Source organism: Streptomyces sp. NPDC007917 (assembly GCF_042959105.1).
In the GTDB taxonomy this organism is placed as follows: Bacteria; Actinomycetota; Actinomycetes; order Streptomycetales; family Streptomycetaceae; genus Streptomyces.
Map to the genome: position 1 here is coordinate 436,904 of NZ_JBIBKK010000001.1, position 25,248 is coordinate 462,151.

General features: G+C 69.4%; 16 protein-coding genes and 1 pseudogene. 7 read left to right on the forward strand and 10 right to left on the reverse strand.

Annotation, left to right across the window (positions count from 1 at the left end; genetic code table 11):
• Positions 1–80 precede the first annotated feature (80 nt).
• Genes ACFZDL_RS01905 through ACFZDL_RS01915 form a run of 3 tightly spaced genes read left to right on the forward strand, consistent with a single transcriptional unit; the run spans position 81 to position 3,523 of the window.
• Positions 81–335, forward strand: coding sequence for an acyl carrier protein (locus ACFZDL_RS01905; RefSeq protein WP_353591055.1), 255 nt, complete (start codon positions 81–83; stop codon positions 333–335).
• Complete coding sequence (locus tag ACFZDL_RS01910; protein ID WP_353591054.1) at positions 322–1,932, forward strand: AMP-binding protein; 1,611 nt, start codon at positions 322–324, stop codon at positions 1,930–1,932. Before ACFZDL_RS01905 ends, ACFZDL_RS01910 begins: the two co-directional genes overlap by 14 nt.
• Complete coding sequence (locus tag ACFZDL_RS01915) at positions 1,919–3,523, forward strand: class I adenylate-forming enzyme family protein (RefSeq protein WP_353591053.1); 1,605 nt, start codon at positions 1,919–1,921, stop codon at positions 3,521–3,523. The genes ACFZDL_RS01910 and ACFZDL_RS01915 overlap by 14 nt, the downstream gene beginning before the upstream one ends.
• Here ACFZDL_RS01915 and ACFZDL_RS01920 read toward each other — a convergent pair.
• The 8 genes from ACFZDL_RS01920 to ngcE all read right to left on the reverse strand — a co-directional run bounded on the left by ACFZDL_RS01920 (position 3,498) and on the right by ngcE (position 12,617).
• Positions 3,498–4,412, reverse strand: coding sequence for a hypothetical protein (locus ACFZDL_RS01920; RefSeq protein WP_353591052.1), 915 nt, complete (start codon positions 4,410–4,412; stop codon positions 3,498–3,500). The two genes, ACFZDL_RS01915 and ACFZDL_RS01920, sit on opposite strands and share 26 nt — an antisense overlap.
• Positions 4,409–5,464: a glycosyltransferase family A protein gene (locus ACFZDL_RS01925; RefSeq protein WP_353591051.1), complete on the reverse strand. Its 1,056-nt coding sequence runs from the start codon at positions 5,462–5,464 to the stop codon at positions 4,409–4,411. Before ACFZDL_RS01925 ends, ACFZDL_RS01920 begins: the two co-directional genes overlap by 4 nt.
• On the reverse strand, positions 5,454–7,013 hold the full coding sequence (locus ACFZDL_RS01930) for a condensation domain-containing protein (RefSeq protein WP_353591050.1): 1,560 nt from the start codon (positions 7,011–7,013) through the stop codon (positions 5,454–5,456). The genes ACFZDL_RS01925 and ACFZDL_RS01930 overlap by 11 nt, the downstream gene beginning before the upstream one ends.
• A complete protein-coding gene (locus ACFZDL_RS01935; RefSeq protein ID WP_353591049.1) occupies positions 7,010–7,258 on the reverse strand; it encodes a phosphopantetheine-binding protein in 249 nt (82 codons plus the stop codon). The genes ACFZDL_RS01930 and ACFZDL_RS01935 overlap by 4 nt, the downstream gene beginning before the upstream one ends.
• Positions 7,258–8,784 carry a fatty acid--CoA ligase family protein gene (locus ACFZDL_RS01940; protein WP_353591100.1) on the reverse strand — a complete coding sequence of 509 codons (1,527 nt, stop codon included), beginning with the start codon at positions 8,782–8,784 and terminating at the stop codon, positions 7,258–7,260. The genes ACFZDL_RS01935 and ACFZDL_RS01940 overlap by 1 nt, the downstream gene beginning before the upstream one ends.
• 280 nt (positions 8,785–9,064) lie before the next feature.
• Positions 9,065–10,015 (reverse strand): carbohydrate ABC transporter permease, encoded by a 951-nt coding sequence (locus ACFZDL_RS01945; protein ID WP_353591048.1) that lies wholly within the window; start codon positions 10,013–10,015, stop codon positions 9,065–9,067.
• 76 nt (positions 10,016–10,091) lie between these two features.
• Positions 10,092–11,123, reverse strand: a complete 1,032-nt coding sequence (locus ACFZDL_RS01950) for a sugar ABC transporter permease (protein WP_353591047.1) — start codon at positions 11,121–11,123, stop codon at positions 10,092–10,094.
• A gap of 57 nt (positions 11,124–11,180) precedes the next feature.
• Positions 11,181–12,617 (reverse strand): N-acetylglucosamine/diacetylchitobiose ABC transporter substrate-binding protein, encoded by a 1,437-nt coding sequence (gene ngcE / locus ACFZDL_RS01955; RefSeq protein ID WP_353591046.1) that lies wholly within the window; start codon positions 12,615–12,617, stop codon positions 11,181–11,183.
• A 346-nt stretch (positions 12,618–12,963) separates the two neighbouring features.
• On the opposite strand from ngcE, the gene ACFZDL_RS01960 reads away from it, so the two are divergent.
• From ACFZDL_RS01960 to ACFZDL_RS01975, 4 genes and pseudogenes are all read left to right on the forward strand, one after another.
• A complete protein-coding gene (locus ACFZDL_RS01960) occupies positions 12,964–13,491 on the forward strand; it encodes a hypothetical protein (protein WP_353591045.1) in 528 nt (175 codons plus the stop codon).
• 238 nt (positions 13,492–13,729) lie between these two features.
• On the forward strand, positions 13,730–17,656 hold the full coding sequence (locus tag ACFZDL_RS01965) for a GH92 family glycosyl hydrolase (RefSeq protein WP_353591044.1): 3,927 nt from the start codon (positions 13,730–13,732) through the stop codon (positions 17,654–17,656).
• 760 nt (positions 17,657–18,416) lie between these two features.
• Positions 18,417–19,095 (forward strand): annotated as a pseudogene (locus ACFZDL_RS01970) (Scr1 family TA system antitoxin-like transcriptional regulator).
• A 12-nt stretch (positions 19,096–19,107) separates the two neighbouring features.
• Positions 19,108–19,308, forward strand: coding sequence for a DUF397 domain-containing protein (locus ACFZDL_RS01975; protein WP_353591043.1), 201 nt, complete (start codon positions 19,108–19,110; stop codon positions 19,306–19,308).
• Positions 19,309–19,850: 542 nt separating this feature from the next.
• Here ACFZDL_RS01975 and ACFZDL_RS01980 read toward each other — a convergent pair.
• Positions 19,851–24,467: a putative T7SS-secreted protein gene (locus ACFZDL_RS01980; protein WP_353591042.1), complete on the reverse strand. Its 4,617-nt coding sequence runs from the start codon at positions 24,465–24,467 to the stop codon at positions 19,851–19,853.
• Positions 24,467–25,057 (reverse strand): hypothetical protein, encoded by a 591-nt coding sequence (locus ACFZDL_RS01985; protein WP_353591041.1) that lies wholly within the window; start codon positions 25,055–25,057, stop codon positions 24,467–24,469. Before ACFZDL_RS01985 ends, ACFZDL_RS01980 begins: the two co-directional genes overlap by 1 nt.
• Positions 25,058–25,248: the final 191 nt, after the last annotated feature.

Consider the following 25,248-nt stretch of genomic DNA (forward strand, 5'->3'; position numbering starts at 1 on the left):
CGTGCGGCAAAACCCTAGGAGCCACCAAGATCCGCGTCAAGACCTTGACACCTGATGGCGTATCCACTTCGATCCGGACCATGCGAAAGTCCTCCGCCGAGCAGAGCGTTCTAGCGGCGCTGCGACAAGTTTTGGGACGCGGCGAGCTGCCCGGCGTCGACGCCGGAACCCGGCTCTTCGAGGACCTGGGTCTCGATTCCACCTCGGTTATTGAGCTGCTCATGCTCATCGAGACACAGACGGGCGCCGAATTCGATACGGAAAGCCTGGAACTGGAGCATTTCGCCACCGTGGGAACGCTCACGGAGTTTGTGAGCTCGCATGGCCAGCGGTGACGGGCCGGACGCCTGGCACGGTATGCACGGCCATTTCCTGGCCTCGGCGCGGGCCCATCCGGACCGGATCGCGCTGCGGGTGGGGACGCGCACCTGGACCTACGACGAGGTGCACCGGACCGCGCTGTCCTGGGCCTCGGCCCTGGTGGACGCGGCCGGGGGCAGGCCGACCGCGGTCGGCGTCCTCGCGGCGCGCGGCGAGGTGGCGTACATCGGCATGCTGGCCGCGATGTACGCGGGCGCCGCGGCGATGCCGCTGAATGTGGAATTCCCCGCGGCGCGCACCGACGCCATGCTGCGGGCCGCCCGTACGGCCCTGGTCCTCGTGGACGACCAGGGGGCGCGCATCCTCGATCAGCTGACCGACCACCCCCCGGCCGTGCACGCCGAAGGAATCAATACCGGCGGTGTGAATACCCAAAGCGGCGCCGAGGGCGGCGAAAGCGCCCCGGCCGGAAATGCCCCGGCGGGAAATCCGGGCGCGACCGCGCCGTTCGAGCCGTGGTGTGTCGAACCGGACGACCGCGCGTACATCATGTTCACCTCCGGCTCCACCGGCCGCCCCAAAGGCGTGCCCATCTCGCACAAGAATGCCGAGCACTTTCTGCGGTGTGTGCGCGACCTCTACGACTTCGGGCCGCAGGATGTCTTCTCACAGACGGTCGACATCACCTTCGACCCCCTGATCTTCGATCTGTTCTGCGCCTGGAGCGCGGGGGCGAGCGTCGTCCACGTCCCCGCCCTCGGCTATACCGATCTCCCCGCGCTGGTGAACGAACTCGGCATCACGGTCTGGTTCTCCGCCCCCAGCGGGATCTCCGTCGTCCGCAGGACCCGGCGGCTCACCGACGGGGCCATGCCCGGCCTGCGCTGGAGCTTCTTCGCCGGCGAGGCGCTGATGGAACACGACGCGGCCGACTGGCAGCGGGCCGCCCCCGGGTCCACCGTGGTGAACCTGTACGGGCCCACGGAAGCCACCATGAACTGCACCGTCCACGCGTGGCGCGCGACGGACACCCCGCACCCCGAGGCACACGGCGGCGTGCCCATGGGCCGGCTCCACCCCGGGATGCGCGGCATGTTCCTCGACGCGGAGGGGAACCGCCATCCGGAGCGGGGCGAACTGTGCGTCGCCGGGCCGCAGGTGTTCGCGGGCTATCTCGATCCGGCGGACGACGCCGGGCGCTTCCTCGACCTCGACGGAGAGCGTTGGTACCGCACCGGCGACCTGGTCACCACGGCCCCCGACGGCACCCTGCTGTACTCGGGCCGGCTGGACCACCAGGTGCAGATCCGGGGCGTACGGGTGGAGATCCCGGAGGTGGAGTGGGCGCTGCGGCGCTGCTCGGGCGTGGACGAGGCGGTGGTGGTGGCGGTGCCCACCGGCAACACCCATGCCCTGCACGCCTTTTACACCGGGACCGCCGCCGAGCGGGGACCGGTCGTCGACGAACTCGGCAAGCTGCTCCCCCGGGCCGCGATTCCGCGCGCCCTGAAGCGGGTGGCGCGGTTCCCGCTGAACGACAACGGCAAGATCGACCGCAAGGCGATGGCCGCGGAGGCAGCACGGGAGGCAGGGCGGAATGCCCGCCGGTGACCTCGACTCCGGGCAGCCGTCCGTACCGCACGGCCTGCCTGACTCCGGGCAGCCGTCCGTACCGCACGGCCTGCCTGACTCCGGGCAGCCGCCCGTACCGCACGACGTGCTCGGCTTTGGGCAGCCGTCCGTACTGCACGACGTGCTCGACGCGGCGGCCCGACGCCACCCCACCCGCCCCGCCCTCACCCACACCGGGCTGACCTGGGACTACGCCCGGCTGCGCGCGGCCTCGCTGCGCGCAGCCGCATGGCTGCGCGAGCGGGGCGTCGGGCGCGGCGACCGGGTGCTGCTGACCCTGCCGTCCGGCCTGGCCACGGCGGCCCTGGTGTACGGCTGTTCGCGGGTGGGGGCCGCGTTCTGCGTACTGCACGAGCAGGTCCGCGGCCCGGCGCTCGCCCATGTCCGCGAGGACAGCGAAGCGGCCCTCCTGATCACCGAGGACGACGGCCCGCCCCCGCTGGAGGAGGACGGCGAGGACCCCGCCGTGCCCGTCGCCGCCTCGGAAGAGGCGGCGCACGAGGCGAAAGGCCCGCTGTCCGTCGACCCCGTCTGCCTCATCTACACCTCCGGTTCCACCGGACCGCCCAAGGCCGTCGTGTCCACCCACGCCCAACTGCTGTTCGCGGCCCGGGCCATCCACGGCGAGCTGGCGTACCGCACCGAGGACGTCGTCTACTGCGCGCTGCCGCTCTCCTTCGACTACGGCCTCTACCAGCTCTTCCTCAGCACCCTGGCCGGCGCCCACCTGTGGCTCGGCGGCGCCTCCGAGGTGGGTCCGGTCCTGCTGAAGAACCTCCGGCGCTCCGGGGCCACCGTGCTGCCCGTCGTCCCGTCGCTCGCGCAGGGCCTGGCCCGCATGCTGCCGCGCTACGGCGCCGACGGCATACGGCTGCGGCTGCTCACCAACACCGGCTCCGCGATGCCGCCGCGGGTGCTGACCGAGCTGCGCGCCGCGCTGCCCGGGCTGCGGGTCCAGCTGATGTTCGGCCTGACGGAGTGCAAGCGGGTGGCCATCATGCCGCCGGACGAGGACCTGCGCAGACCGGGCGCGTGCGGACGGGCGCTGCCCGGTACGGAGGTCCTGGTGGTGGACGAGCGGGGGCTGCGGGTGGCACCCGGCACCGTGGGCGAGATCGTGGTGCGCGGCCCGCATGTGATGGCGGGTTACTGGCGGCGGCCGGAGCAGACCGCGCAGCGGTTCCCGCGCGCCGACGGGCTCTTCCCCGAGCTGCGCACCGGGGACTTCGGCCATCTGGACGAGGACGGCTATCTGTATTTCTCCGGGCGCCGCGACGATCTGTACAAGCAGCGCGGGTTCCGGGTGAGCGCCGAGGAGGTGGAGACCGCCGCCCGCCGGGTGCCCGGGGTGCGCGGCGCGGCCGTCCTGCCGCCGCCGGGGGACGGCGAGGAGGCGGTGCTGTGCGTGGCGGGCTCCTCGCTGCGCCCCGGCGAGGTGCTGGCCGCGCTCAAGCGGGAGATCGAGCCGTACAAGATCCCCGCCCGCTGCCTGGTGGTCCCGGAGCTGCCGCTCACCGGTCACGGCAAGACGGACCGCAAGGCGCTCAGGGCGATCGCCGCAGAATCCTGACGGAGGTCTTCACGGGCCGGCCGTCGCCCGCCAGGAAGCACAGCTCCGGGTACGAGCCGCAGATCCTCCACACCGTCCCCGCGACCGACCGGTGCGGCGGCCACCGTTCGCCGTCGAGCAGCCCGTATCCGGCCATGCTGACGAGGTAGTACGGATCCGCGGGCAGCCAGCGATCGCCGCGGCGCACCTCGAGCCAGGCGTGCGGCAGCGGGAAAGCGCCGGCCAGCAGCAGCCCGCTAGCCGGCCGTACGGCCGCCCCCGCTTCCTCCGCGACGCGCACCAGATAGGCGGTGCCGGCGCGGCAGTCCGCCAGCCGGGTCTCCCGTACGAACCCCGCGTCGTCGCGGAGTTCGTCGGGCACGAGGTAGTACTCCAGCCGCGCGGCTTCCGGCAGTACCGGCCCCAGCTCCCGCGCGCAGTCGGCGGCGCCCTCCTCCGCGTCCGGCGCGTTCTCGCCGGCGGAGACGTGGAGGTCCGCCTCGAACACATCGGGCCCCATCCGCCGCAGCGTGCCGTCCACCACCCCGGAGGCCAGCTGCGCCGAGGCGTCCAGGGTCCCGCCGGGCACCCGCCCCTGGAACCGCGCCCGGTAGGTGGTGGTGCCGATCTCCGCCGCGTTGAAGGGCTGGGCCGACAGCCGCACCTGCAGCCAGGCGGGGGACGGGATGCGCAAGGCCAGTCCGAGGTTCTTCAGGTCGAAGTCGTCGAAGCGGCGGTCCGCGCCGCTCCCCTCGTGCGGGAGGCCGAGGTGCAGCGCCTCGTCCAGCAGCGCCCCGTCGATCCGGTGCACCCGGGCCGCGGTCTCGGCGCCCACCTCGAACCGCCGGAAGCGGTGCGGGACCCGCGCGGCCCGCTCCAGCACCTCCTTGACCGCCTGCTCGCGGCTCATCGCTCACCTCGCAGGATGTCGCGCAGCGAGGACGCGTCACGGCGCATCAGCGGATCGGCTGTCTCCACGGCCTCGTAGTTCCCGTCCTTCTCGACCACGTGCACGATCACCCGGGCCGCGTCGTCGGTCACGGCCACCTCGGCGCCGACGTTCCCGGCACCGGAGCCGAAAGCGAGGACCCAGCCCAGGTCCGGGTCGCGGTACGCCCGCCTCAGGGGCCGTTCGTGCCCGGCGGCGAAGGCCCGTACGGGCTCGGGCAGCGGGCCGCTGACCGGGGTGAGCGCGCCGAGCGCGGCGAGGCCCGTCCGCTGCAGCAGGGCCACCTTCGCGGCCTGCCGGTGGACGGGGTGCTCGGCGTCCTCAAGGAAACGGTTCAGCACTTCGGTCTCCGCCTCGTTCCGGACGAAGCTCCCCGCATAGCTGGAGGCCCGCACCCGGTAGACGTACGACGGCTCGTCCGGCTTGCTCACCCGCGCCCCCGCCGCCACCAGCCGCAGCCACAGGTCCCACTCCTCGCCGTACGCCACATGGCGGTAGCCGCCGACCCGCTCGTACAGCCCGCGCGCGTACAACGCCCCCACCACGACGTAGTTCTGCGCCAGCAGCTGGATCAGCTGGTCGCCCGGGAGCGGCAGCCCGCCCTTGGTGTACGTGGCGGGGCGGAAGGGGCCCTGACCGGTCCAGGTGAGCGGGCGCGGGCTGATCAGGCCGGGCGAGGCCGCGTACGCCTCGCTCATCGCGGCCACGTGGTGCGGCAGTACGAGGTCGTCGCCGTCCAGCTGGAGCACCAGATCCGTCTCCAGCGCCTCGATCGCGGCCCGCCGCGCACCCCACACCCCCAGCCGGCGCGGGCCGTGGTTGCGCAGCAGGGTCAGCGGCAGGATGGCGCGCCAGCGCTCGACGAGCCGTACGGTGTCGTCCTCCGAGTTGTCGTCGACCACCACCACCTGGTCGGCGGGCGTGGTCTGCATGGCCAGGGAGCCGAGCGCCTGGTCGATGAACGCCGCGGAGTTCATCGCGGCGATCACCACCCCGACCGTCTCACGAGACATGGGCCGACAGCCGCTCGTCCACGTCCTGATCCCGATCCCGGTCCCGCGTCTGTCCTGGCCGCTCGCCCGGCCCGCCCGCCGCGTTCACCACCAGCTCCTCCATCCCGTACAGCAGCCCGCGGAGGTCGGGCGCGGGCAGATACCGGGTGTCGGCGGCCAGGCCGATCACCCGCTCGCCGCGCTCCGTGGTGCGCACGTCGCAGTAGAGCTTGACCGAGGGGAGCTGGAAGGGCTCGGCCCAGCGGAAGGAGGTCTCCACCGCGCCGGGGTCGCGCGCCGGGCGGCCGCCGCCGTCCTCCCCCGGGGCCACGAGGGCGCCGAGGTCGTTGTGCAGCACCGACAGGTCCAGTTGCTCACCGCGCTCCCGGCCGACCTCCGCGACCAGCCGCTCCAGGCGGCCGGGGTCGTACTGGGCACGGGCGTAGCCGCGCAGCTTGGCGAGGTGGGCGGCGCGGACGCAGTCGTCGAAGGGCCCGGAGACCTCGAAGCAGAGCAGCACGTCCGAGGCGAGCGGGGTCACCATCGCCTGCCGCTCGGCGCCGATCCGGTTCGCGAAGATCGTCTTGAGTACGCACTGCGCCAGGCCCGCCCGGCGCGCGAGCAACGTGCCGAGCGCCGCGAGGTACACGGTCTCCTCACCGGCCCGGCAGCGCCCGGCCACCTCCCGCGCCGCCGCCTCCAGCCGCCCCGACCGGAACTCGCCGTGGGCCCAACCCTGCGGCCCCGCGGTGCCGGCCGGCGCGGGAAGCGCCTGCGGGCGGGCGGGAAACATGGTCCGGGGCGCGCGCCGCAGCAGCGAGCGCTGGTACGCGTCGGCGCGGCGGTCCGCGGTCCGCCCGGCCTCGGACCGCTCGGCCTCGGCGAGGTCGGCGGGCTGCGGTACGGGCGGGGTGGGGGCGGGCGAGCCGGGCGCGGCCTCGGCGGGTCCGGCCTGACCGGGCGCGGCCTCGGCGGGTACGGCGGCGCCATCCGCCAGCAGGGCCTTGAGCCGGCGTACGACCAGGCCCATCGCCCAGCCGTCCACGGCGACATGCGACACGTACAGCGCGAGCCGCCGCGGCCCGCCGCCGGGCCCGGTCAGCACCGCGACACGGATGCCCCACTCCCGCGACAGGTCGAAGTCCGTCACGGCCAGGGCGTCCAGCGCCGCGGCCGGGTCGTCGCCGTGGACGACCCGGACCGTCAGCCGCCCCTCCCCTTGCACCTCCTGGTACGGGGTGGAGTCGGCGGTCCCGTCCCGGTACACGGTGCGCAGGCTCTCGTGGGCGGTGACCAATTCCCGTACGGCGTCGATCACCTCGCGCAGCGAGCGGCCCTCAGGCACCGGCAGCGACATGCGCTGGTTGTAGTCGTAGTGGGCCCGGCTCGCGCGGCTCTGCAGCGCGCGGTAGATGACCTGCTGGCCCCAGGTCAGCGGGGCGCGTACGGCGCGCAGCCCGCCGAACTCGACGACCTCCTCGCGAACGGCCCCGTCGCCAAGGGACTCCTCGCCCGCGGCCTTCCCGTCCACGCCCTTGTTGTCCATGCTCATCTGGTCCGCGCCGGTCAACGCTGCCTCAGCACGAAGTCCGCCATCCGGCCGACGGTCGAGAGGTTCTCCGGCGATATCTCCCCGTCGGGGACGTCGATCCCGTAGTGCCCCTGGAGCCAGACCAGCAGCTCCAGCATGGCCATCGAGTCGAAGTCGGGGATCTCCAGCAGGTTGGTGCCGGGGCCGGGCGGGGCCTCGGCCAGCGCGGGCACCACCACCGTGATGTGCCGGGCGATCTCCTCGACCAAGCTCTCGCGGTCCATCACGCGCTTCCTTCCTCCTCGTGCTCCGGCCCGGCCTCGTGCTCCGTCCCGGCCTCGTGCTCCGTCCCGGCCCCGGGCCCAGGTGCGGCGGCACGCGGGGCGAGCACCTTGCCGGTCGTCGACCGGGGCAGTTCCTCGGTCACCTGGATGCGCCGCGGAATCTTGTGCTCCATCAGCCTCTCCTGGCACCAGCGGATGAGCTCGTCCGCCGTCACCGGCCCGGGGGCGGCGACCCGGGCCACCGGCACCTGGCCCCGTCCGCCGTCCGCCTCCGCGAAGACCTGCGCGTCGGTGACGGCGGGGTGCTCGGCGAGCACCCGCTCCACCTCGACCGGATTGACCTTCTTCCCGCCGACGTTGATCATCCGGGCGAGCCGGCCGATCAGCCTGATGGAGCCGTCGGGGCCCAGCGTCGCCAGGTCCCCGGTGCGCAGCAGCTCCCCGTTCAGGGACAGCGGGCGCACCCCGTCGACATGGGCGTAGCCGTCGGCCAGCGTCTCCGTGGCCAGCTGGAGTTCGCCCGCGCCGACGGCGTCATCGGCGTCTTCCACCTCCCGCAGCGTCGCCACGATCCCGGGCAGCGGCTGCCCGACGTCCCCGGGGCGGTCGCCCTCCGGATCGACCGGCTTCACGGTGATCGCCCCGGCCTCCGAGCAGCCGTACATGTTGAGCAGCGCGAAGCCGTGCGTCTTCATCACCGCCGCCGCGGCGCCGCTGGGGATCGGGGCGCCGGCGGACAGCGCGCGCTCCAGGCCGTCGAAGCGGGAGGTGGTGTCGGCCGCCATGAGCCGGTAGTGGAAGGGCAGCGCGATCAGGACCCGCGCCCCACTGTCCCGGACCGCGGCCGCGATCTGGGAGGGCACCACGCGCGATCCGCACAGCGTCACCGGCGCGCCGGCGAGCAGCGGGGCGAGCAGGCCCAGCGTGTGTCCGTACAGATGGAAGACCGGCGCCGCGCACACCACGGGGGTCGTGGGGCCGTAGCCCATGGCCTCGGCGCACCGCAGCGAGTCCACGATCTGGGCGCGCGTCGACCGCACGGCGCCCGAGGGCTCGCCCGTCGAGCCGGAGGTGAGGAAGATCCCGGAGCGTGGGGAGGGGAAGGCGCCCCCGCCCTCGCCCCCGCTCGCGGAGACGGCCAGCGAGAGCCCGTGACGTTCCCATACGGATGCGGCGTCGGCACCGGCATCGGCGTCGGCGTCGGCGTCGGGGTCGGGGTCGGCCAGCAACAGATGCGGCCCGAAGGCGGCGGTGACACGGGCGTACTCCGCCTCCGGCTGGCCGGAGTCCAGGTGCATCAGCGGCACCTGGAGCAGATCGCAGGCAAGGGTGGCGACGAGGGTCTGTACGGGCCTGCTCGTACGCACCGCCGCCAGCCGCAGCGGCCCCCGCGGCCTCAGGCGCTCGGCCAGGTCCTCGGCCGCCCGCAGCAGCCCGTCCCAGCTCCAGGTGTGACCGGCCTGCTCCCTGACGGCGACGCGGCCCGGATCGGCGATCCGGCTCGCGATCTCCTCGCACAGTCCCATGGACACCGCGGCTCCTCCCCGTTGTAAGCCTCATCGCCTGATTGCCCCGGCGTCCCGGAATTCCGCCACAGGACGCGCAATGCCGCCATTGAGGAATTGCCGCCCGGAAACAGCGACTTGTCGCCCGGGTCAGCGCCGGGAAACTACGGGCACCATACAGGCGAGTACCGCGCGGGTGAGAGGGATTGGCGGCAACATCATCGGGAAATCAGTGACGCCGCGGCAGACCAAGGCCCCGCCCTCCCCCGTGCTGGGGAAGGGCGGGGCCTGGAACACCCTGTTACTTGAGCGCCCCCGCCGTCAGGCCCGCCTGGACCTGGCGCTGGAAGACGATGTACACGCCGAGCACCGGCAGCATCGCCAGCACCAGCCCCGCGAAGAGCGCGGACCAGTCCCCCTTGTACTGCTGGCTGGCCGCCAGCTGCACCAGGCCCTGCGTCAGCACCCGCTTGTCCTCGTCCGTGTTGAGCACGGTCGGCAGCATGTACTGGTTCCACTGCCCCAGGAAGTTGAAGATGCCGACGCTGATCAGGCCCGGCTTCGCCATCGGCAGCATCACCTGGAAGAAGGTCCGGGTCTGCGAGGCACCGTCGATCAGCGCCGCTTCGGCCACCGACGAGGGCAGCGTCTTGAAGAAGGACGTGAGGAAGAAGACGGTGAACGGCAGCGAATAGGCGATATAGACCAGAATCAGCCCGTGGAAGGTGTTGAGCAGGTCCATGTTCCGCATGACGAAGAACAGCGGCACCAGCGCCAGAATGACCGGGAAGCTCATTCCGCCCACGAACATGAAGTAGATGAGCCGCTTGCCCGGGAATTCAAAGCGGGCCAGGACATACGCCGCCATCGCCCCGAGGAGCATCGTCCCGATCAGCGAGCACCCCACCACCAGGACGGTGTTGAGGAAGAAGTCGCCGATGTTCGACTTGCTCCAGGCCCGCGACCAGTTGTCGAAGTGCAGGCTGGACGGCAGACCCCAGGGAGAGGTGAAGATCTCCTTGTCGGTCTTGAGCGAGCTCATCACCGCCCACAGCAGCGGCAGGGTGACCAGCAGCCCCCAGAGCACCAGCATGCCGTGCGAGAAGACGTTGAGGACCTTCCCCTCGCTGCTGATGCGGCCCTTGGGGGTGAAGTTCGGCGGGCGCTGCCCCTTGGCCGGGGACGCCGGGGCGGGCGCGTCCTCCGTCTTCGTCGCGCCCGGGAGCTCCGAGGGCTGTGCTTGCGCGGTCACTGTGCTACCCCCAGGTCGGCGGAGATACGGCGGTTCCGGTGTGCGAAAGAGAGCCTGACCCTCAGTACTCCAGCCATCAGTACTCCAGCCGTTCGCGCCGGCCGAGCCTGCCCACGATGACCGCGAAGATCAGGGTCACGATCAGCATCGCGACGCCGATCGCCGTCGCACGCCCGGCCTGCCCGTCGCGGAACGTCTTCGTGTAGACCATGTAGCCCAGCACCTGGGTGGAGTCCGCGGGTCCCCCCGGCCCCACGGTCATGATCTGCACGACGGCGAACGCGTCGAGGGCGAGGATGCCCATGTAGATCCAGCCGGTCTGGACCGTGTCCCACAGCAGCGGCAGGGTGATTTTGAAGAAGGTCGTGATGCGGTTGGCGCCGTCGAGCAGCGCCGCCTCGTAGAAGTCCTTGGGGATGGCGCTCATTCCGGCGGAGAACAGGACGACATAGAAGCCGACGTTGCACCAGACCATGACCACCATGAGGCACCACAGCGCGAGCTTCGGATCGGCCAGCCACTCCTGCTGCAGCGAATCCAGCCCGATGCCCCCCAGAAACGCGTTGAGCGCGCCGTTCCGCGGGTTGTACGTGAACTGGAACAGCAGGGCGACGATCGCGATCGAGAGCACCTGCGGGAAGAAGTACACCACCTTGTAGATGCTCGACCCGCGCACCCCGGAGACGGCCGCGTTCTTCTTGCTGCGGCCGCCGACATTGAGCATGAAGGCGAAGAACAGGCCCAGACCGAGCGTCACCAGCGGCACGACCAGCAGCAGGAGCACATTGTGCCCCACCGCCGTCCAGAACAGGTCGTCGTGCAGGAGCCAGTCGTAGTTCTTGAACCCGACCATCTTGAAGTCGGAGCTCAGTCCCGTCCAGTCCGTGAACGAGTAATAAATGGACTGGACGAACGGCGAAATCACGAAGATCGCATAAATGACCACCGGCAGGGCCAGGAATCCCAGAGGGAACCCGTACTGCCGATACGCACGCTCGATCTTCTGCCGCGTGGACAGCTTGACGCGCGGTTGCTTGACACCCGGGTGTTTACCGCCCGGGACCTTCGCGACCACCGCCGTAGCCGACTGGTGCTTACCGTGCTGCATCTCTACCGACCTCGGTCTTTCCCTGCGCGCAGGGCCGCTGGTGACGCTCGAACCTCATCAGGCGTGCTTGTACTTCTTCACGGCGTCGTCCTTGGCCGTGTCGTCGGCGAACTTCTGGATCTTCTTGATCGCCTCGGCCGGGGTCATCCGGCCCGCCATCATCTCGCCCAGCGCGCCGACGCCGATCTGCTGCTTCTGGAGCGCCACGTACCAGTCCTGGAGACGCGGGTTGACGACGTTCTTCCCGGCCTTCTCCAGCGCCTCCTGGGCGGACGCCAGACCCGGCGGCAGGCTCAGGCCGTCGGTGCCGCCGTTGAGCGAGGTGAGCGAGGAGACCTGCTTGACGAAGTTCTTGGTGGACTTCTCGCCGAGCATGATCCGCAGCAGCTCCATGCCGCCCTCGGGGTTCTTCGCGGCCTTCGGCACGATGAAGGGCTCACCGCCCGAGGCCCAGATCGTGCCGAACGGCATCTTGTCGCTGCTGTCCAGGCTGGAGGGCGCGCCGACGGCCATCTGGAAGTTGTCCGGCGTGGTCTTCTTCGCCTCGTTCTCCACCCAGGAGCCGTTCGGGATGAACAGCGCCTTGCCCTGGTTCCACGCGGTCTGCGACTCGATGTGGGTCAGGCCGGGGCTGCCCTTGAGGACGTAACCCTTCTTGTAGAGCTCGTAGTACGCCTCGAAGGCGGCCTTGACGGCCGGGTGCTTCCAGGCGTTCGGCTCCAGGTTGTCGATCGCGATCAGGGTGTCGGGACCGCCGATCTTCGCGATGAAGGGGTAGAGGCTGAACGGCAGGTAGTACGGGAACTTGCCCGGGTAGGTCCAGCCGGCGACGCCCTTCTTCTTCGCCTTCTCGCAGAGCTTGAGCATGTCGTCCCAAGTCTCCGGGTACTCCGCGTCCAGCTTCTCCAGGTTGGTCTTGGAGTACCAGACGCCGTAGACGGTGTAGGCGTAGTACAGGATCCACACCGGCTTGCCGTCGAACTGGCCCATCTCCACGACACCGGGGCGCAGCGTGTCGCGCACCTTCTTGCTCGGGTCGTCCACGGAGGGGGCGTCCAGCAGCGGCGTCAGGTCGGTCAGCTGGTTCTTGGCGACCAGGGTGCCGAAGTCCATCTGCTCGGCGCCGGAGTTGTCGATCAGGTCCGGCGGGGTGCCACCGTTGAACCGCGGCTGCAGCACCGTCTGGATCTTCTGGGTGGCGGAGTGCTTGATCTTGCCTTTGGTCTTCGGGTACGCCTTCGCGTACTCGGCCTCGGCGTCCTTCGCGTACTTCTGGCCGAAACCACCATCGAAAATGACGACGTCGAGCGCGGCGCTCTCATTGACGGCGAGCGGGTTCTTGTCGCTCTTCTTGCCCTTGTCGACCTTGTTCCCGTCGTCGTCACCGCCGCTCGCGCAGGCGGTCAGGGTGCTGATGGACGGCACGGCAACCAGTCCGAGCGCCGCGGACCGCTTGATCAGGTCGCGACGGCCGAAATCTGGGGTGGATCCCATGCTCAAGTCCTCGCCTTCGTCAGGACTCAGGCGGTGTAGCGGTTTCCCGTACATACTCGCCTCCGGCGAGGGGCCCGACACCGCGGGTCAGTTGAAGCGTAAAACGGAGTATTACTGAGTGTGCTCCGGGGAGCACGGAGGCCCGCTAAGGGCGGGCGCGACGTGGGGCCGCATGGCGGCCTCCCCCCGGGGCGACAGGTATAGTCCACTGGGCCTCAGGTGGGCAAGATCGAATGGTCATTGGGCCAGAGTCTTTCCCGAGTTGAGACCTGTCCGACATACCGTAGGGGACGCAGCCCGTACGGCACGCCGCCGTGCGCGTGAACCAACAAGAAAGGCGGCCCCTGTGGTCCGGAAGCAATTCCCCTTCGCCACCGCGCTTGTCGTGGTCGCGACACTCGCGTCGATATCGGCGTGCGGCTCCGAAGGGGGCGGATCCTCCGCCGGCGACACCAAGGGCGGCGCGGCGCTCGGAAAGGGCATGGCCGAGCTCCCGGTGGAGCCGACCGAGTCCCCCAGCCCGACCGACGACCCGACGGACTACCCGACGGACGACCCCACGGACACGCCGACCGGCGGTAGCGCCCTCGTCAGCCCGGACATCAAGGGCATCACCTGCGGATGGGGCTCGGACAACATTCCGTACGCCAATGTGAAGATAACCAACTCCGACTCCACCACCTCCTACTACTCGCTGCTGGTCGGCTTTGTCGGCGCCGACGACAAGGCGGTGACCACGGGGGTCGAGTCGGACGCCGCGGTGGCCGGAGACACCACCAAGACCGTCAAGGTGGTCGGTCTCCTGGCGGACTCCTCCAAGAAGGCCAAGAAGTGCCGGATCTCCCTCGGCACCAAGACCAAGACCGCGTCCTGAGCCGTCGATGAACGCGCGCTGAGCCGCGGACGACCGCGCCCCGAGCCGCCGATGAGCACCTGGAGGCGGGAGCGGCCCCACCCCCACCGCGGCCGGTCCCGCCCTCCCGGCCCGTTCCCGTTCGCTCACCCGGCTCCGAAATCCCCTACACATCCTTGACACCACTGGGGCGCCCCCTCCCTACTTAACTCTGCGCTACGGAACAGACAACGTTGTCTAGCTCGTGGAGAGGCGGAGCATGCGACGGAGACGCCCCAGCCCCAGACCATGGCACGCACCCCGACGACCGGCCGCCCTGGTGGCGGCCGTTGTGCTGACACTGACGGCCCAGGGCGCGGCGGCCGCCGCCGCGCACGCCGAGCCCACCCCCTCGTCCTCCAAGCCGTCCTTCGCGTCGTCCTTCGCGTCGTCCTTCGCGTCGTCGTTCGCGTCGTCGTTCGCGTCGTCCTTCGAAGCGGACGACCCGCAACCCGACTGGAGCGACACGGTCGAGACCGGCGACGACGGCGAGAAGAAGGCCTCCGGGGTCGACGGCGACTACAACAGCGGCATCCCCGGCAATGTCACCGACAAGGTCAGCACGGTCCGGGCCAACGGGGAGAACACCGGGGGCGGCGAGGTGAAGGAGAACCTCGTCGACGGCGACACCAGCACCAAGTGGCTGGTCTTCGAGAAGACCGCCTGGCTGGAATTCAACCTCTGCGACCCGGTCAAGGCCGTGCGCTACGCCCTCACCTCCGCCAACGACGCCCCCGGCCGCGACCCCGCCGACTGGACCCTCAAGGGCTCCGCCGACGGCTCCGACTGGAAGACCCTCGACACCCGCGAGAACCAGTCCTTCGCCTCGCGTCACCAGACCCGTGAGTTCAGCTTCGACAACGAGACGGCCTACCGGCACTACCGGCTGGAGATCACCCGCAACGCCGGCGACGACATCGTGCAACTGGCCGAACTGCAGCTCGCGACCGCCGACACCACCCCGCCCGCCCCCGCCGATATGCGCACCCACGTCGACTGCGGCGGCCCCGTGGGCTCCCCCACCGCCAAGGCGAAGGCCGGCTTCACCGGCACGCGCGCCCTGCTGTACGCGGGCACCCACAAGCCGGACGGCCGGGCGTACTCGTACAACAAGATCTTCGACGTGGACACGGCCGTCACCCGCGATACCCTGCTCTCGTACCGGATCTTCCCCTCGATGCCGGAGACCGACCTCAACTATCCGGCCACCCACGTCTCCGTCGACCTCGCCTTCACCGACGGCACCTACCTGAGCGACCTGCCCGGCGCCGTCGACCAGCACGGCGCCCGGCTGAGCCCCCAGGGCCAGGCCGACTCCAAGACGCTGTACGTCAACCAGTGGAACCACAAGGAGTCGCGGATCGGCACGGTCGCGGCGGGCAAGACGATCGACCGCGTCCTGGTCGCGTACGACTCCCCCAAGGGCGCGGCCACGTTCCGCGGCTGGGTCGACGACATATCCATCGCCCCCAAGGCCCCCGAGAAGCGCCTCAAGCACCTCTCCGACTACGCCGTCACCACCCGCGGCACCAACTCCAGCGGCAGCTTCTCCCGCGGCAACAACTTCCCGGCCACCGCCCTCCCGAACGGCTTCAACTTCTGGACGCCGGTCACCAACGCGGGCTCGACCAGCTGGCTCTACGAGTACGCCCGCGCCAACAACGCCGACAACCTCCCCACCGTCCAGGCCTTCAGCGCGAGCCATGAGCCGAGCCCCTGGATGGGCGACCGGCAGACCTTCCAGGTCATGCCCTCGGTCGCGTCCGACGTGCCCGACGCCGGGCGCACCGCCCGCGCCCTCCCCTTCCGCCACACCAACGAGACCGCCCGGCCGCACTACTACGGCGTGACGTTCGAGAACGGCCTCAAGACGGAGATCGCTCCCACCGACCACGCCGCGATCATGCGCTTCACCTATCCCGGCGACGACGCGAGCGTCATCTTCGACAACGTCAACGGGGACGGCGGGCTGACACTGGACGCCGAGCACGGCGTCGTCAGCGGCTACTCGGACGTCAAGAGCGGCGGGAGCACGGGAGCGGGCCGCATCTTCGTGTACGGCGTCTTCGACGCCCCCGTCAGCGCGGGCGGCAAACTGTCCGGCGGGGGCGGCAAGGACGTCACCGGATACTTCCGCTTCAAGCCCGGCGCGGACCGTACGGTCACGCTCCGGATCGCCACGTCCCTGATTAGCCTCGACCAGGCGAAGACGAACCTGGACCGCGAAATCCCCGCGTCGGCTTCGTTCGCCCAGGTCAAGGCGCGTGCGCAGGGGGCCTGGGACGACATCCTGGGGAGGATCGAGGTCGAGGGCGCGACCCGCGACCAGCTCACCACCCTCTACTCGAACCTCTACCGGCTGTACCTGTATCCCAATTCCGGTTTCGAGAACACCGGGACCGTTGAGAAGCCCAGGTACCAGTACGCCAGCGCGTTCTCCAAGCCGGTCGGCGAGAACACCCCGACCCACACCGGCGCCGAGATCGTCGACGGCCAGGTCTACGTCAACAACGGCTTCTGGGACACCTACCGCACCACATGGCCCGCGTACTCCCTGCTGACCCCGGCCCGGGCCGGGAAGATGGTCGACGGCTTCGTCCAGCAGTACAAGGACGGCGGCTGGATCTCCCGCTGGTCCTCCCCCGGCTACTCCGACCTGATGACCGGCACCAGCTCGGACGTCGCCTTCGCCGACGCCTACCTCAAGGGCGTCCACTTCGACGCCGAGGCCGCGTACGAGGCCGCCCTGAAGAACGCCACCACCGTCCCGCCCTCGTCAGGCGTCGGCCGCAAGGGCATGGACCGGTCCGTCTTCCTCGGCTACACCACGACCAAGACCCACGAGGGCCTGTCCTGGGCGCTGGAGGGCTACCTCAACGACTTCGGCCTCGCGAAGATGGGCAAGGCGCTCTACGCGAAGACCAAGAAGGCGCGTTACAAGGAAGAGTCCGAGTACTTCCTGCGCCGCGCCCAGAACTACGTCACGCTCTTCGACGACAAGGCGGGCTTCTTCCAGGGCAAGGACGCGGACGGGCGCTGGCGCGTCGACTCCGACAAGTACGACCCCCGGATCTGGGGCTACGACTACACCGAGACCAACGGCTGGGGCTACGCCTTCACCGCTCCCCAGGACAGCCGGGGCCTCGCCAACCTCTACGGTGGGCGTTCCGGCCTCGCGAAGAAGCTCGACACCTACTTCTCCACCCCGGAGACCGCCTCCCGCGAATTCGCCGGTTCCTACAACGGCGTCATCCACGAGATGACCGAGGCCCGGGACGTCCGCATGGGCATGTACGGCCACAGCAACCAGGTGGCCCATCATGTGACGTACATGTACGACGCGGCCGGCCAGCCCTGGAAGACCCAGGAGAAGGTCCGCGAGGTCCTGGCCCGCCTCTACACCGGCAGCGAGATCGGCCAGGGCTACCACGGCGACGAGGACAACGGCGAGCAGTCGGCGTGGTACGTCTTCAGCGCCCTGGGGTTCTATCCGCTGGTCATGGGCGGCTCCGAGTACGCGGTGGGGTCCCCCTTGTTCACCAAGGCCACGGTGCACCTGGAGAACGGCCGCGACCTGGTCATCCGGGCCCCGAAGAACAGCACGCGGAATGTCTACGTCCAGGGGCTGAGGGTCAACGGCAAGCCGTGGAACTCGACCGCGCTGCCGCACGATGTGCTCGCGCGGGGCGGGACGCTGGAGTTCGCGATGGGCCCAAAGCCGTCGAAGTGGGCCACGGGCGCGTCCGCCGCACCGTCGTCCATCACGACGGACGACAAGGTCCCGACGCCGCGCCGTGATGTGACCGTGCCGCCGCCGGATGGGGGTTCGGCGCTGCTGGACGACACGTCGGGGACGGAGGAGTCGTTCGAGTCGGTGGACCTTCCGGTGGCGGCTGGGTCGTCGCGGGTGCCGCAGTACACGCTGACGTCGCCCGGGGACCGGACGAAGGCCCCGTCGGGCTGGGTGCTGCAGGGGTCCCGCGACGGCGAGAAGTGGACGGATGTGGACCGGCGGTCGGGCGAGTCCTTCGCGTGGGACAAGCAGACGCGGATCTTCTCGGTACGGTCGCCGGGGTCATATGAGCGGTACCGGCTGGTGCCGGAGGGCGGCAAGGCGACGCTGGCGGAGGTGGAGCTGCTGGCGTAGCGGGTCTTTGTGTCCGGCACGGGCCGCGTCGTCCCTGCGGGGGTGGCGCGGCCCGTTGGTTTGCTTCAGGCCGCCTGGGCGGGCTCGAAGGTGGGCACGGAGGGCGCGGGGGCAGCCGCCCGCGCGCCGCTGGGCGGCATGCGGCTCTGGCGGGTGCGGGCATCGTCTCGCGCCTTCGGCGCAAGGCGGCCGGCAACGGGGAGGGGGCGGAGCGCGCCGTCGCCGTCCGGCGGGTCGGCGGCTTGGTGGCCCGGCGGGTCGGCGGGTCGGCGGCCCGGCGGGTCGGCGGCCCGGCGGCCCGGCGGGTCGGCGGCCCGGCGGCCCGGCGGGTCCTCCTCAACCGTATTTTTTCGGAGGGGGTGGTCCAGCGCCCTCCCAGTGGTCTGCTCGATGAGAGCCGGACCGTGCGGCGCTGAGGGTATGCCAGCACTTTGCGGTGAGTATGAGACAGCGACACGCCATGGTGTCGGCGTGTCGCTGTCCCATACTCACTGCAACTTAGGGGGTAGTGGCCCGCGTTGGTTTCAGGCCGCCTGCAGTGGTTCAAACGTGGGTGCGGAGGGTGCTGCGAACCAGAGGAGCCGGATGGTGGTGTCGCCGTGGCGCCCGAACCACCAGGCGGCCCGCTCGCCTGACTTGAGGGTGAGGCGGTGTCAGCCGTCCACGGTGACGGCGTGGGCGCTCCCGTCGTCATACGCCAGCCCCCAGGCGGCGATGGTCGCGTCGGGAACAGCAGAGCGATGCCCCCGAGCACCTCCGGCTGACGGTGCGCCAACGGCGCTTGGGCACCGAACTGTGCAGGCTCCGCGAGCAGGCCGACCTCTCGGCCACCCAGGCAGGCACCCTCCTGGGCGCCAACCAGCCGCGCGTCAGCAGCATCGAAGCCGGACGCTACGCGGTGAGCGCGGATCGGGTACGCGCCATCGCCCGTTCCTACAGCTGCACAGATCAGGAGCTCATCGAGAGCCTGACCCAGATGACCGGCCGCCAGACGCGCGGATGGTGGGAGGAATACCGGGACATCCTCCCGCCCGGGGCACTCGACTTGGCCGAGCTCGAACATCACGCCACCGCGATGCGCGTCGCCTCAGTGATCCACATGCCCGGACTCCTCCAGACCAGGGACCACGCCCGGGCAGTCATCAGCGATGTCGTTCCACCACTGGCTCCCCCAGACGTGGAACACCGCGTCTCGTTCCGCCTCAAGAGGCAAGGCGTCATTTACAGCACCAACCGACGCCGCCCAGTCCATTGTCTACTTCAACGGTGTTGTGCCACAGCTCGACACAGTGCAGCTCGACACGGATTACGGATCCGAGTTCCATGACGCCCAACCTCAGCTGATCAAGTACCGGACCGTCCTGGACCGGATGGCGGCCTGCGCACTTGAACCGGCCGAGTCCCGCGACCTGATCCACCACATCGCCCAAGACACCTGAAAGGGAACGGACGTGTCCGCCTACGACTGGCAGAAGTCGTCGCATAGCCAGGAGGGGTCCGCCTGCCTCAACGTCGCGGCCCCCACCGCCGGCATCATCAAACTACGCGAGAGCGACAACCCCGACGTCAGCCTCACCACCACCCCCGCCGCCCTCGGCGTCTTCATACGGGCGACCACGGAGGGCAGGTTCGACCACCTTATCCACCCGTAACCTGCTAAAGGCGAGCACCGCGGCCGCTACATCCAGGGAGTGGCTATTGAAGCCTCCGGACACACTCTGGACCAAGCAAAAGCCATGCTCACGCGAAGACCATGGGCACACTCTGTCGCACGCAGACTTCCAGGACCGATACGAGATCCTCAGCGTCATCCAAGAGATCCTCAACAGAATCTCCAAGGTCTCCAGCGGCCCAATGAGCCACGATATCCCTCAACCTCGGAAGCACTTGTTCACATTCGGCTACCGAGAGCTGACCTCGATCATCCGGATGATCAAGCAAAGCCCTGAGCGGAGTTGTGGCCCCACTCCATGGTAGGTCACCTCCAAAGCCTTGCATCGTCTGGAGGTCGATACCCTCGGCCGCTGCAAGCGCACTTCGAAACGCATCGAAGCCTGAGTACGACCAGCTCGACTCAACGTCTTCTGCGTCACTGCTGTCCGGGTAGAGATTCAATCCCACTGGAGATACCCTCTTGCTTTCTGCTCTTCAACTGCGGCCGGATCCTGTCCCATAGCTTACCGCCGTGAACTGCTCAGTGAGCCCATGGCCTTGCTCCACCATAGAGGATGACCTGGACGCGCGACGCCGGCAGGAAGTCTCCCTTATTCAGTCCCCATTTCTCCAATTGATCTGTGTCGAGCAGGATGCCCTCTTCTTCGAGTTGAGCATACGCCTTTTTCTGTCGGGAGCTGAATGCCGCCCCAGGCCCGTTCTTAACTTCGAAGTACTCAGGACCCCCATCCCTCATGGCAACGAAATCGACATAGGAATGCTTACCGTGATAGGTTCTGATCTTCACATGCCTCCCTATGATTGTGTAACCGCGATTCCGTAATTCTGATTCCGCCCGGTCCTCACCTTCCTTGCCTTTACGGTTGGGGCACGGACCCAATCCCAGGGGATCGGCCCAGGTGTGGGGGTTGTGGATGTACGTGGTGGGGTTCGGAGCTGGGACGAGCCCGAGGGGGTCGGGAGTGAGATAGCGGGCCGTGGTGGGGTCGTAGTAGCGGTGGTGGTTGTAGTGGAGGCCGGTTTCGGGGTCGTAGTACTGGCCCGGGAAACGGAGCGGTGTGTAGGTGGTGCTGTCGGTGGTCCAGGTCGTGGTGCCCCAGAGCGTGGCGCGGGTGTGCCAGGCGATGGCACCGGTCTCGTCAACGAGTTCCGTGGGCGTACCGACGAGGTCGGTGACGATCGCGAAGAACCGCTGATCGATCTCCCGCTGGGTGGTGGCCTCGGTGATGCGCTCCGTCTGGGCAATGGGGTGGAGGCCGTCGTGGTCCCAGGTGAGGGTGACCGGGTGAGGGAGGTCAGGCGTGGTGGCCGTCTGTTCGACAAGGGTGGAGCCGTCCCAGGAGAAGTCCACCTGCTCGACCACCGTCTCGCCGTCGTCCGCGAGGCGTTGTTTGGCGATGCGGCGGCCGAAGGGGTCGTACAGGTAGCGCCACACCGTGCCGTCGGGGGTGGTGACGGAGGTGAGGCGGTCCTCGGCGTCCCAGGTGTAGTGCCAGGTGTCGGGCTTCGTGGACAGGCGAGTTTTCTGACGGAAAGTGAGGCGGCCAGCCTGGTCGTGTTCGTAGCGGATGGTGCCCGCGCGGGTGATGCGCGTGCCGGTGTAGGCGCGGGCGCCGGTGGCTTCCTGGGTGGGGTGTTCGGTGGGCCAGGACGCCTGGGTCTGGTTGCCCGCCTCGTCGTACGCGTAGCTCTCGGTCCAGCCCCGCGCCCGGACCGTGGTGACGCGGCCCGCCGCGTCGAGGTCGAAGCGCCGGTGGCCGGTGCGGCGGTCGTCGATCGCGGTGACGTAGCCGTCGGCACGGTAGGTGTATGCCCGGTGATGGATCGTATCGGCGGTTGATCCGGCCAGCGTCTGTTCGGTGAGGCGGCCCGCCGGGTCCCAGATCTGGGACAGGGTTAGCTCGTCCCCGATGCGGCGGCTGGTTTCCCGGCCTGCGGCGTCGTGGTCGAACGCGACGGTGTGGCCGGAGGCCGTGAGCGTGGTGCGGTTGCCCGCCGCGTCGTAGGTGTACGTAGTGGTGGCGCCACTGGGCGTGGTACGGCGGGTGCGGCGGCCTAAGGCGTCGTAGGTGTGGGTCAACACTCGGCCGTTGACCATTTCGGCCTTCACACGGCCCAGCCGGTCGCGCTGGTGGATCACCTCGGCGCCCGGGCTGGTGGCCTGCAGGAGGCGGCCTACGGGGTCGTACGTGTAGTGGGTGACGCGGTCTTCGGCGTTCTTGCTGATGACGCGGCCGGCCGCGTCGTGCTCGAAGCGGACCGTCTGGCCGGCCGGGTTGGTGTGGGCCGTGAGGCGGTCCGCCGCGTCGTGAGTGTACGTGAGCGTGCGGTTGTCGAAGTCCGTCTCCGCCACCAGGCGGCCCGCCGGGTCGTAGGCGTACGACCAGGTCAGGCCCTGGGGGTTGGTGACCTGAGCCAGGCGCAGCGACGCGTCGTGCATGAATTCGTAGCGGACACCGTCAGGGTTGGTGCGGGCGGCCAGCAGGTCGAAGTGGGTGTACTCGTACGAGGTGACCCCACCCGCCGCGTCGACGCTCCGCGTGCAGTTGCCCTCGCCGTCGTACGTCCAGCTCTCCGTCGTCCCGTCCGGGTTGGTGCGGGCAGCGAGCATGCCCTCGACCGTCCACCGCAGGTGGGTGGTGTGGCCCAGGGGGTCGGTGAGGAGGGTCGGGCGGCCGAAGGCGTCGCGCAGGTAGCGGGTGGTGGCGCCGAGGGGGTCGGTGATCTGCACCGGCAGACCCGCCGCGTCACAGCGCACGCCTGTGGTGTGGCCCAGCGCGTCAGTGATGGCGGTCAGGTGCCCGTGGTCGTCGTAGGTGTAGTGGGTGGTGTGGCCGGCCGGGTCGGTGACGCTGGTGCGGTGGCCTGCCTCGTCGTAGGTCTGGCTCCAGGTCGCACCGTCGGGGCCGGTTACGGACGTGGGCAGGCCCAGCGCGTTGTATGTGGCAGAGGTTTCGTGGCCATCCGCAGCTGTGATGTTTGTGAGGTTGCCTGCCTCGTCGTACGTGCAGGCCGTGGTGTGGCCCAGCGGGTCAGTGCGGGTCAGGGGACGATCGTGGCGGTCGTACGTGGTGCGGGTGGTGTGACCGAGGGGGTTGGTCTCGGCGACGACCTGGTAGGAGTCGTTGAACAGGTAGCGGGTGGCATGGCCGTCAGCCGTCGTGAGGGTCGTCACGCGGTGGCCGGTGGCCTGGTCTATCTGGTCGTAGTCGACGCGCAGGGCCATGTGGCCCGCTTCGCCGCCTTCGGCGATGCAGCGGTCGCGGTTGTCGTAGACGTAGTCGTAGCGGCGGTCGTTGGTGTCGGTCCAAGCGATGACGCGACGCTCGTCGTCGTACTCGAACCGCAGCGGCAGTCCGGAGGAGTTGATGACCTCGGTGAGGTTGCCGTCGGTGTAGCCGTAGCGGAGCAGTTCTTGGTCCCCGCCGTCGGGGGCTGCGGCTGCCAGATGGAGAGCGGTGATCCTGCCGTCCTGAGTGGTCAGCTTCAGGTGGTAACCGGCGGAGTGGACAATCGCGGTCGGTGTGCCCTCGAAGTCGTACGCGAAAGTGATGAAGTTGCCGGAGCGGTCCGATATCTGCTCCAGCCGCGCGGTCCCGTCGCCTCCGCCGCTCGGGCCGGTGAAGTGGAGCGCGTGACCGGCGGAGGGGTCGGTGACGGTGTAGTCACCGTGCTCGTCCCGCTCAAGTGACCAGCGAGGTCCCGCGTCGGGGAGGGTGGGCAGGCCGGGCGCAGGGTGCGGGTAGCACAGCAGCATGCCGTCCTCAGTCAGGAAGACGACACCCTCCGCGTCGATCTCGAGCCGCTGGTCGGCCGTGCTCGACCATGACGGGCCGAACCATCGGCCCTCGGCGTAACCCGATTCAACCCGACGGGTGAACACCAGCGGCAGCACGCCGGGCAGGGTCACGTCCGTCTGCGGCAGGAACATCTTTCCCGTCGCCAGATCGATCGGGTCCGAACCTCCGGTCTCTTTCTCTTTGCGGCTGAAAGCCTTCTTTCCCCACTTTTTCAAGGAGTCGCGGATCCTGCCCCGCGGCCGGCCGTACTTGCCCGCCGTGACCCCCTTGCGGGCCGCACCGATCCCCTTGGCGCCCACCACCTCGGGGACGAGCCGCCCCAACCCCTCCCCCGGGTCCTTGGCGAACCCGTCCAGCGCTTGCTTGCCCGCGCCGAAGGGGTCATTGGCCACGTTGACCAGGCCCGCTGCCGTGTTGTTCAGGCCCGTCGCATACTCGGCCGGGTGCAGGATGTTGTACGGGTCCAGCGGGTTGACGCTTCGCGCGAAGCCGATGACCCCCGCACCGCCCTTGATCACACCCGCCGTGAAGTGCGTGGCGTCCAGCTTCAGGCCGGTCAGGCCGTCCTCCGCCTGCTCGAAGTACGAGGGCTTGGGCGGAGCCGCATCCCGCGCGGCCTTCACGGCCGTACGGGCCGTGTCCGCGGCCTCGTTGCGCTGGCGGCGGGCCTCGTCCAGTTTCTGCTGGGCCAGTTTGGCCTTTCCCGGGCCCGGGTCATGGAACTCCCCGGGCTTGCAGACCTCTTTGCCTTCCTTGATGGCGGCGTTGTACGCGTCGACCTGCTCGTTGTAGGCCGATCTCGCGTCGCTCGAGGCCTTCTTCGCGGCCTTGTAGTCGTTGATCGCTTCCTGCGCCTGGAGCTGCGCCCACTCCACCGTGCCCGCGAACGTCTCCATCGCGAGCGCGGCCTTCTCACACGCGTCGGCGGCCTTGAACCACTTCTTCGGCTCGACCGCCACCTCCTCGCGGAACGCGTCCGCCGCCTTGCCCTTCCAGTGCGCCGAGTCCAGCCGCTTCAGGCCGTCCCCGACGTCGTTGAACGCCTTCTTGAAGTCCCGCAGATGGCTAGCCGTCGAGCGGATCTTGCTCGCGCTGCCGAAGATCAGCTTCTTCGGGTTCTCGGTCTCGTCCAGCTGCATCTCGGCGACATCCGCGCCCAGCTTGTTCGCCACCGAGCGGGACTTGTCACGGACCCAGTCCGCGCCGTCCTCCAGGCCCACCTTGTCCAGGCCGTCGGCGACCTTGTTGCCGCCCCACTCGATGCCGTCGCCGATGACCTCCGTGCCCTTTTCGACCGCGTCATCGACCCAGTCGGGCGTCAGGTCGAGCCCGCCCATCAGCCCGCACCCCCATCCTGCTCAGGGGCCTGCTGATCGGGCGGGAGGGCGTATTGGGCGATGCTGCTGGTGCCGCCGATCTTGTCGCCCGTGGCCTGCCAGGTGCCCTTGATCTCCTCGCTCGCCTTCTCGTAGGACTCCTTGCTGTAGTCCGGGCGCCAGGTCTCCCCCGAGAACAGCTCGCCCCACTCCTTCTGGGTGACCTCCTCCTCGCTCAGATGCGGGTTCCCGGCCACCGAGTTCGCCACGACCTTGTACGTGCCCTCGATGTACCGGTCCTCCTCCCACTGCATCCCCGCCGCGAGACCCACCTTCTTCGCCAGCTTGTTCGCGTCCTGGATCAGGCCGCGCACCCCCCATTCCCAGCGCTCGCAGAAGTCCTCGAAGTCCTTCGCCAGACCGTTGTGCCCCGCCTCCATCGACGTCAGCGACAACTCGTCGAACCCCGACCCCATCACCGCGTCCGTCGCCGTGCCGATGTCCTTCAACTCGCTGATGGCCGCCCGCAGACCCTTGGTGATGTCCTGTAACGCTTCCTTGTCCAGCTTCAGGTCCGGCTCCTTGCCGCCACCTCCGCCACCACCGCTCATCGGGCGCCCTCCCCGGGCAGGGCGATGCACAGGGCGTGTCTGAGTTCCTCCACTACACGCGTAGCGAGCTCACAGCAGCCACCCCGTCGTATCGCTATCTGCCCCGGCAGGCACGTCACGCCCCTCACCCTCCCTGGCCGAACTCCCGTGCTACGCAACGGTATTCGACATGCGACGCACTGTCACCGCCA